11 protein-coding genes are annotated in these 8,767 nt (G+C 36.0%); 3 read left to right on the top strand and 8 right to left on the bottom strand.

Annotated elements, in window-relative coordinates; genetic code table 11:
- The coding region (locus PROCOU_RS13715; protein ID WP_036073445.1) for a SpaA isopeptide-forming pilin-related protein at positions 1-1,770 on the bottom strand (1,770 nt) is incomplete at its 3' end.
- 645 nt (positions 1,771-2,415) lie between these two features.
- Here PROCOU_RS13715 and PROCOU_RS13720 point away from each other — a divergent pair.
- From PROCOU_RS13720 to PROCOU_RS13730, 3 genes are all read left to right on the top strand, one after another.
- Positions 2,416-2,943, top strand: a complete 528-nt coding sequence (locus tag PROCOU_RS13720; protein ID WP_036073448.1) for a hypothetical protein — start codon at positions 2,416-2,418, stop codon at positions 2,941-2,943.
- A gap of 283 nt (positions 2,944-3,226) precedes the next feature.
- The gene (locus tag PROCOU_RS13725) at positions 3,227-3,574 is read left to right on the top strand and encodes a hypothetical protein (RefSeq protein WP_036073451.1); all 348 of its coding nucleotides are present in this window, start codon (positions 3,227-3,229) and stop codon (positions 3,572-3,574) included.
- 78 nt (positions 3,575-3,652) lie between these two features.
- Positions 3,653-3,904, top strand: coding sequence for a helix-turn-helix domain-containing protein (locus PROCOU_RS13730; RefSeq protein WP_159101235.1), 252 nt, complete (start codon positions 3,653-3,655; stop codon positions 3,902-3,904).
- A gap of 168 nt (positions 3,905-4,072) precedes the next feature.
- On the opposite strand, the gene PROCOU_RS19365 is transcribed toward PROCOU_RS13730, so the two are convergent.
- The 7 genes from PROCOU_RS19365 to PROCOU_RS16775 form a co-directional block, all read right to left on the bottom strand.
- On the bottom strand, positions 4,073-4,192 hold the full coding sequence (locus tag PROCOU_RS19365) for a hypothetical protein (protein ID WP_425268389.1): 120 nt from the start codon (positions 4,190-4,192) through the stop codon (positions 4,073-4,075).
- A 20-nt stretch (positions 4,193-4,212) separates the two neighbouring features.
- Positions 4,213-4,719, bottom strand: a complete 507-nt coding sequence (locus PROCOU_RS13735; RefSeq protein ID WP_036073455.1) for a Crp/Fnr family transcriptional regulator — start codon at positions 4,717-4,719, stop codon at positions 4,213-4,215.
- A 1,319-nt stretch (positions 4,720-6,038) separates the two neighbouring features.
- A complete protein-coding gene (locus PROCOU_RS19370; protein ID WP_077913460.1) occupies positions 6,039-6,155 on the bottom strand; it encodes an LPXTG cell wall anchor domain-containing protein in 117 nt (38 codons plus the stop codon).
- Between the two features lie 3 nt (positions 6,156-6,158).
- Positions 6,159-6,827: a VaFE repeat-containing surface-anchored protein gene (locus tag PROCOU_RS13745; protein ID WP_036073460.1), complete on the bottom strand. Its 669-nt coding sequence runs from the start codon at positions 6,825-6,827 to the stop codon at positions 6,159-6,161.
- An 11-nt stretch (positions 6,828-6,838) separates the two neighbouring features.
- Positions 6,839-7,141: a VaFE repeat-containing surface-anchored protein gene (locus PROCOU_RS13750; protein ID WP_036073462.1), complete on the bottom strand. Its 303-nt coding sequence runs from the start codon at positions 7,139-7,141 to the stop codon at positions 6,839-6,841.
- A gap of 176 nt (positions 7,142-7,317) precedes the next feature.
- Entirely contained in the window at positions 7,318-8,328 is a 1,011-nt protein-coding gene (locus tag PROCOU_RS13755) for a collagen binding domain-containing protein (RefSeq protein WP_051994418.1), read from the bottom strand.
- On the bottom strand, positions 8,288-8,665 hold the full coding sequence (locus tag PROCOU_RS16775) for an Ig-like domain-containing protein (RefSeq protein WP_159101237.1): 378 nt from the start codon (positions 8,663-8,665) through the stop codon (positions 8,288-8,290). Before PROCOU_RS16775 ends, PROCOU_RS13755 begins: the two co-directional genes overlap by 41 nt.
- Positions 8,666-8,767 lie beyond the last annotated feature (102 nt).

The raw sequence follows: 8,767 nt of genomic DNA on the forward strand, positions 1-8,767 counted from the left end.
GCCTGATGCTGGTGTTACATGCTTACTTACGAATGTGCCTGATCCTGGTGTGCCGCGGAAGAGGTCAAACTCTGCCCCTGCTAGTCCTTTACTCTCATCATCTTCATCGTATTTGATTAATTCTACGGAGCCTACTGGTGTTGGGATTGCTTTATTCGCAACACTTAACTCCAATGGTACGGTTACTTGCCCTTCGCCAATCGTGAACGTTCTTGGTGTTGGATCTAACTCATAACCTGCTGGTGCTTTTGTTTCCACAAAATAGTAGTTTCCAAATTCTAAGTTGTTTACTTGAATGACGCCTGATGCTGGTGTTACATGCTTACTTACGAGTGTACCTGATCCTGGTGTGCCGCGGAAGAGGTCAAACTCTGCTCCTTCTAGTCCTTTATTTTCATCTGCTTCATCGTGTTTGATAAGTTCTACAGAACCTACTGGGATTTCTAATTTTTCATTGATAATTGGGATTTCTAATTCTTTAATACCTTTTTCATTAAGTTCAAAAGCATATGGCTTATCTAATAATTTATAACCATCTGGCGCTTCTACTTCTTCTAATTCATAATTCCCAAATTTCAAAGTTTCATCATGACTAATTTTACCATCATTACCAGATTCCATGTTCTCTTTAATTAAAGTTCTATTACCATTAGAAATTCGATATAAATCAAATTTAGCTCCAGCTAAGGCATTACCAGAATCATCTTGTTTGACAACCGTAAATCCTGCATTTTCACCTTCTGCTCCACCGGATCCACCTTCTACCCTAATCTTACTCCCAATATCTTCTGTTCTCTCTGTTGATACTACACGGGCGTTATTAGTAAATTCAACTTGATCAGGGTTTGTAATTATAGTATTATAAAAGATTTTTCTTCCCATACCATCATTAATATTGCCCAAATCAACTTCAAATGTCCCGTTCGTAGCATTATAATTGCTAATTTTTTGTTGCCAAGAATTCCCATAAGCGATACCTGTCTTACCGTTTTTATTATAGGCTCTATGCACGCCTACCTCATCTTCCTTCATAAAACCAGCAAACTTCTGTCCTGGCCCCAGTTCATCATACACTTTCACATTATTCATCGACTCGTATAGAACGGGAAAAGCAGGGTTAGGCAACAAATCCGGAATAATAGTTATTTCCCAACGTATCATGTTCTCTGACGGTATATAAGTTCCAGTCTTAATAAACGTATCACCCCACTCAGGTGACTCTGGGTTTGAGCCACCACCGCTTGGTTCTTCTGGCTTAATTGGTACTACCACTTTTCCTCCTGGAAGATCAAATTCAATTTCAATTTCTTCTCCTGGAGTAATATCATCTGAAAATTTAACAAAAAATTCAAAATATCCAGAAACATTTGATTTTCTCTCAGGGTAATCCGTAAATGTGACAACATATTGTTGCCCACCCTGTGTCGTTGCTTGACCAGTCGCAACAAGTTCTCCATTCCTATCCTTAAACTGAAGCTCATTATTTTGCGCTGTTTGAAGCTCCTTAGGAAGTGTAACCTCCATTTTATCGCCTTGATCAACATCTATCGTATTTGGAATACTAAAGGTATATTTAATTTTAAAGGCTTTGTCTGTAGGAATAGATTCAATAGGTTTTCCACTACCATCTGTAAGTTCTACACTATCAATAAATTGGTCGCCCCAATTATATCCCCCTGCTGCTGATGCCATTAACTGCATAGATAACTGATTAATCACCAATATACATAACATCATAACAACAATAACTTTTTTTAGATTTTTCTTCATTCAGTTCCTCCTGATATTTTGAATTTGATAATGTCTGACTGCCTGTCTCAATTACTAGTATATATATAAACCTAATTTGATGATGTAACATATGTTACATGATGCTTTTTTCATTCCATATCTACTCGATACTCCTTTTTATTATCTGCTTCTATACAATATATACCAATCCCCCTACCATTTTTTATTTTTCCTAGAACATGTTATGACCGGACGAGGTATTTTTTTAGCATGGTGGATTGATAAAGCTAAATTAGGATATTTTTCATGATGCTAACACCTCATTACTATATGTGTGTCGATGCTCACTCTCCTTCCTCCCAAAAGAGAATAACATGATTCCTACCGATACTCTGTAACAAATGTTACAGATGTTCAAAATAGACTCTTCTGTGTATTTTAATAGCTAGTCTTCATGATTTTCTGCTAAACACCTGCATATTGATGACGTTTTCAGTCATGTTTTACTCCTATTACTTCTATAATATGTACCTTAATTATTTGTTAAACCTTCTGCAAAAGAGAGATTTATTTATTAAAAATGCGAACAACATATGTTACAATCTCCTCTTCCTATATGTGTTAGTCTAAGACATGTTATTGGGCTACCAGTAATCTTAATAGAAATGGAGAGTGGTATAGAATATGGATTTTTTACATGTTCATGATCTATTAATTAAAAAACCTAACTTATTAATAACACTGCTTGAGATGACAGATCTCGACACGTGGCATCCTGATGTTTGTCAGTTTAAAACATTGAAAAGTTATCAGTCCTTAAATTTAGCGAACTCTGAAAAAATTATTCATGTTACGGAAGGTGTTTTATTACAACAAGTCAATAATGCTGACATCTGTAAAATAAGTGTGAACGCCATTTGGTCGACAAATGATGTCATTTTTCACAATGTTTTCCAACAGAACCAGTATGAATACCTGGCCATAGGAGATGTAGAAGTAGCTATGTTTGATGCACGAATGGTCCTAGACAATCTTTCACAGGAACCTTTTTTCCCAGATTTCTTAATTGATTACAATAGACGACAGCAAGAGGAATTCTTTCACTTCTCTTATATGCTGACAAAAAACATTCGTGATCGTATCTTAGATGTCATGAAACGCTTCTCAAAAAAAACACCCAGATGGTTATATGGTGCCAAAGCGTGTCAATAGTCTACTGCTATCTAAATGTTGCCAAGCAACTCCAGCGACCATAAAAAAAGCTTTACTAGACTTAAAACAACGAAAAAAAGAATTATCAAAAAAAGAACAGCATTTGTTTATTAAAGAGGAAATGACATAATGCGTATGTCAGAAATTATTCTTACATACTTATTCTCTCTGTACTTGTGAATAAGTATGTAAGAGAAGGCTAATTTTAACATTATCATTACATTTTGTTGTATAATAGTTACCGAGAGGTGTACAGATTGCAATCTGCAAGGAGGTAATTATAATGAACTTTATACAGTTTCACAAAGAGTTGTCTCGTATTAATTCTAAGTTTTCAGATTACGCTATTGACCATGCGAGCACTCAAGAGCTTTTCATTGAAGGTCCTGGCTTATTCCAAGTTGATTTGGAGAAGTATGCATTTTTAATGTATGAAGGTTCTGTCCTTAAATATCATATCTCGCCGTTTGGCAAAATGCTTTACGATAATTTCTATACAAGTAAGTGTATTATTGGCTTGTTACCTAACATTTTTTATTTTGATGATTATTTCGAATATACAACACTGACTAATGTACGCGGTTTAAAAATTCCTTTATCTATTCTAGACTCTTATCCTGAAAATTTTTAAAAAATGAACTTTTTTTTCAAAAATATTCAACGTGAGTTGTTCTGGAAAGATAGTGCCGCGAGACTATTAGGACTAAATTTGAAAGAAAAAATCTATTATATTCTCTCGATTATTCACAGTTTCCGCGAAATCCATCCGACATGGAACAATACGTTTAGCATTCCTAAATATATCACACATGAAATTTTAGCGAACGTGGCGAATGTTAGCCGAACTCGTGTGTCTTACGTCATGTCAGAATTGCAGAAAGAAAACATTATTACGTATAGCAAAGAAGGCAAGATTGTTATTCTCGATATTGATTTTTTACATGATTCTTGTGGTTACTAGTTAGTTTCTCAGCTAACAATAGATCCTATAGCTTTGTTATCCTGTTTACCATCGCTTCGATTGCGCAACGGTAAACAGGATAATAGAGCTTTTTCGTTTAGAGTTTGAGTATACCTTTCATCAAATACGCTCGTTTTATTTCATATAATTCACAAAACTATTCCTTTATTAATGCAGAGATCCAGCTATTTCAAAACCAACCATTTCTTTTAATGCACAGCTATCTAAAATGGTAATTGGCTTAGGTGTTAATTTAATAAGCCCTTCTTCTTCAAATTGAGATAGCATCTTCGTTGTATACTCTCGCGTTATTTGACAGTAGCTAGCCAAATCATAGTGACAAATCTCTTTTGGTAAATAGCCGTCTGGCTGGCCTTTTTTTTTTTAGATTCCAAGTGCAGTAAAGATGCCGCTACTTTTTCTTTCGCCCGCAAAAGATTGAGCTTGCCATAATAATTAGCGGATTGGGTCAAATTTTCAATGAATTTTAGTAAAATCGAGGTTCCCCACCCTGATTTATCAATAACATTCAATACGAAATAGCGGTCGATAAAATAAACGGTTGTTTCAGAGATCGTTTCCAATATATATTTGTTATTTTCCTTAGATAGCAATGTTGCAAAACCAATAAATTCTCCATCCCCAGAAAATGAAACTGTCGTTTCTTTCTCATTATGACGTGCCACAATCTTAGCAAGTCCTTTTTCTATATAAATAAAAGAACGATCATCCATCACCATAGAATCAATAACTGTTTTAACTGGAAATAATTCCTTATTAGCATGCTTTTCAAATGATTCATTAGAGAAAAGCAATATCCTTAAAAAATCCTCGTCAATGTCAACGCCTAATGTTTGTAAAATGGTAAGCCCTCCTTTTAATTTTACTCAACTTTTGTCTTTCTTTCTCTCTTAGACTTTGTTACAGTAATGGAGTTTGCTCAGATTCCCCCTTTCTATACACACTCATTTGCCTTTCATGCTCATACTATGCGTTTTCTATTCTACTTTCTACTCCATATTTAAGTCTTTTTATAGCTTATCTACACCTATAAAACAAAATAATCTGAATTGTTTTTTTTAAATAATTTTATCATTCTTATATATAATTCTATTCGCCACCTCTAGTTCCTGTACTGCCTTTTTAGCGGTATGTGACGACGTTTGACAACACTTGGAGATTAGTAGGTAATTCACCTTTTTCGGGATATGTTAGTCATTATCTTCTTTTATAGAAAGTAACTTTAGAATATCAACAGCCCTTTTCTGCAAACTTTTGGTAAGCATATGGAGTAATTATAAAATTGCTTTCCTTGGTGCTTAAAATATCCATCAGAAGATCAGGAGAAAAATGGTTGTTCAGAAAACTTTTACAATATAGCATTGAAATTGTAAATAGCTGCCTCAGTACATCCAAAGGCAATATATTCATAGTGAGTAGATTGATAAATAATATTGTGAAAATAATTCTCCGTCCAGATAGCATAAATGGTTCGCCTTCTTTGCTGTATATTATTAACTTGTTGCACTAAATAACCATTTGCAACATGGATCAGACTGCCTATCTAAGACAGATTTAGACTTTTATGATTCTTCAGTATTTTAAATTATTACCAATTTAAACCCTCCTTATTAATATTTGGTAGCTCTAACAAAGGTAGCAACAAGTTTGGTTCTCTGAGCAATAAACTATACACCTCAATAAAATCCGCAGGAAGCCTCCCTTTAATCTGAACTACATTTATTAGCATAATGCATATTTTTTTTTATATTACAGACAAAAATAATAATAATTTATACGGTTAAAAACTCTATTTTGCAAGTTAAAATTCACAAATTTCATTTTAACCTTGAAAACGGCTTTTTATCAGCATTTTATTTTGTGTCTATTTTGTGTCTAAAAATATCTGCTCAAATTCGTAAAATAGAAAGATAATATAATAACAGACTATAGAAAAAACACTTTACGTGATTTCCGCCAAAATTCAGCGTTTGTCGACACGCTGATAATAATAGCCCTCTCCATCGAAAACAAACATTACATGAATACATATTTTAAACTATTCAAACAACAAAAATAGTAGGTAAGGCCATGGCTGTGGTCTTACCTACTCTCTTAGTATACTTTAATTCTTTTAATATTTCTTTCTCTTACTCCATAAAATACTCCCCATGGCAACTAACAATGTGCCAAGAGCAATACCATATGGAGGGTTTGTATCACCCGCACTCGGTAATGTAATATTTGTAATCTTTTAACCTGTTGAGCCAGGTTTGTTGTTTGTTGGTGGGTTACTAGGTGGATTGTTTGGTGGCTCTGGTTTTGTAGATAATGGTGTGAAGTATACGGTCTGAGAAGCATCATCAATATCTTCATGTACAGCTACTTCTTTCCCGTTACGATATAGTTTTTCAAATACGACAACCTCCTTATCTGCCAGTTCACGAGCATTTAGATCAAAATAAACTTCTATGGCGCCATTAGGTTCTTCTGGAGTGAAGGTTGTTTCACCAAGGAGTTCTTTTCCAGCAATTAAATCTGTATAATTCACAATATCCACTACTCGCTTATCTGTGGGCTCTATGTCTTTACTTCCATCCACATCCGTTGCTGTCGTTTTTAGATTGGGTTTCTTAAACTGAACAGTTTGGTTTTCATCATCCAAATCTTCATGACTTGCAATGAGCTGGCCAGATGCATATAGACTTTCAAAAGCCACAACCTCTTGACCCGCAAGACCTTTTGCATTGAATGTGAAAGTAACATCAACATCACCGCTCGTAGTATCTGGTGTGAATATTGTTTCTGCTTCTACGCGTTCGCCATCAACAAGTAATGGTGCTTCTGTTGACTTATTCATTAGAACGCCCTTTACAGTATATTCACGTCCGACAAGTAAATCTTCATAATGAACCGTGTCCACTAATAAAGTGTTTAACGATACAGAAAACCTCCAGAGGCCGTTGTCGGAATAAAGGAATGTGTCCCTTGTGTAAATACAAGCGCTCCAACGACTTTATCCACTAACGTTGCCTCCAAAGTATAGCGCTCACCTAGGTTTAGATCCGTATAAACCACTCGATTGCTAAGCTTAAAATCAGGATGTAGATATAACCCATACTGACCATCCGTCCCTGTTTCAAAAGCAAAAGTTTGACGACTCGGGATGAGGAAAGTAACAGTCTGATCTGCGTCAGTCAGACTTTCATGTGTTGCTACAATATCACTTGTTGCCACGTTACTGTTTCTTCACCAGTTGTTGGAAATGTTGTCGACCCTTGCGTTAATACTGTTTGACCATTTTTCGTCATCAGTTTTGCTTCTAAACGATAGTTTTGCCTGGTGTTAATTGCTCATAGGTCACACGGTCGCTAATAAGTGTCTCCACGTCTGGATATAGCACCTTAGAACTATTACTTTTTACGAGATAAAAATGCCATGGAAGTTAAGGTAAGTAGCGTGCCAATTAATCTCGCAACGCCACTCATTGTATCACCTGTTTGAGGTAATGCTTTCGTAGTTGTTGGACTCGGACTTGCATCATTTTGTTTTTTCACAGTTACTTTTCTCGGAGTTACTTTTACGATTAGCTTTTGTCCGACTTTGATTTCATCACTTGTGAGTTTATTCCATATTTTTAATTGGCGTGTTGTTGTTTCAAATTTTTTAGCAATACTTGGAAGGGTATCACCTTTTTTTACAACATAGATTTGTATTTCGTTATCACCATCTATCATCGTGCTTACTTCCGGCGTTGTTGGTGTCACGACGATTGGATCAGTGTCTGGATTGGGAGTTACCGGTGGATCTGGCGTAACTGGTGGTTTTGGCGTTATTGGTGGATCTGTTGGTGGTGGATTATTGCCGCTACCTTCCCCTTCGCCACCTCCTGAATAGTCGTTAACAGTCGCGTTTCTTATTTGTTCCTCAATGTTTGCACCGCCTATTTTAGCTGTATTTTTATAGCTAAACTGACCGCCAACCATTTTGGTCTGGTAAGTGATGACGACCGAAGTATCTTGAAGATCACCTAGCTCTAAGCGAAAACTACGATTGGCATCAAGCGTCACGTTTTCATTTCTCGAATAGCGTTCATTTTTATCAGCATCGCGGTATTTCAATTTCACAAGTCCTGTAAGTGTCTGCCCAGTGCCCATAATGTCTGTATAGTAAGCATTATCGATATCCACAAGCGCATTATTAAGCGTTACTGTCCAATTAATCAGACTACTATCCTTAGCATCGATTCGCCCCTGCTTAAAAACAACGGTTGGCGTAACCGTTCCACCGCCACCGCTTGTGACTTTGTGAATCATCACGTCAAGCGTTGTGTAATCACCGCCGACAGGAAAAGCAATCGAGTTCGTCTGATCGGTTACGATGTTATCCTTGTTGAAATCGGCGTAAAAAAAACATCGAACCATTAATATCTGTGTGTGTATCAACAAATGTAGTGAATGTCAAAGTTATTTTATTATTAATAGGGTCGACAACGGCCGCTGCTACTGTATTCCCATCATTATCTTTCAATAAAAACGGGGCAAAACTGACATATTCAAGCTGTGCGGGCAGTGGTATCGTCATCGTCTCACCACTATGCACCGCTTGCGTTAAATCCCAATTATAAACGACTTTCACGCGATCATTTTCTTTAAAATTAGTGGAAGCAACACCATTCTTATTTTGTAATTCCACATGTGTAAAAAATTGTGAACCGTAGTCCGTTGCCGCCTTTGCTTCGTATCCCCCTAACCCGAGCAAAACAATACTTATAAGCAACAAGCCCATCAAAAAAATTTTGTTTTTTCATTTTCATCACCCCTCTAGCTAATTCTGGTTTGTTTTTCCCTACTTTGTTTTAAA

Origin of the sequence: Listeria rocourtiae FSL F6-920, from assembly GCF_000525975.1 — a bacterium.
In the GTDB taxonomy this organism is placed as follows: domain Bacteria; phylum Bacillota; class Bacilli; order Lactobacillales; family Listeriaceae; genus Listeria_A; species Listeria_A rocourtiae.

Bases quoted from the DNA above. Each gene is read 5' to 3' on its own strand.
- PROCOU_RS13720 (WP_036073448.1), top strand. From the start codon at position 2,416: ATGGATTTTTTACATGTTCATGATCTATTAATTAAAAAACCTAACTTA.
- PROCOU_RS13725 (WP_036073451.1), top strand. From the start codon at position 3,227: ATGAACTTTATACAGTTTCACAAAGAGTTGTCTCGTATTAATTCTAAG.
- PROCOU_RS19365 (WP_425268389.1), bottom strand. From the start codon at position 4,192: ATGCTATCTCAATTTGAAGAAGAAGGGCTTATTAAATTAACACCTAAG.
- PROCOU_RS13755 (WP_051994418.1), bottom strand. From the start codon at position 8,328: ATGGTTCGATGTTTTTTTTACGCCGATTTCAACAAGGATAACATCGTA.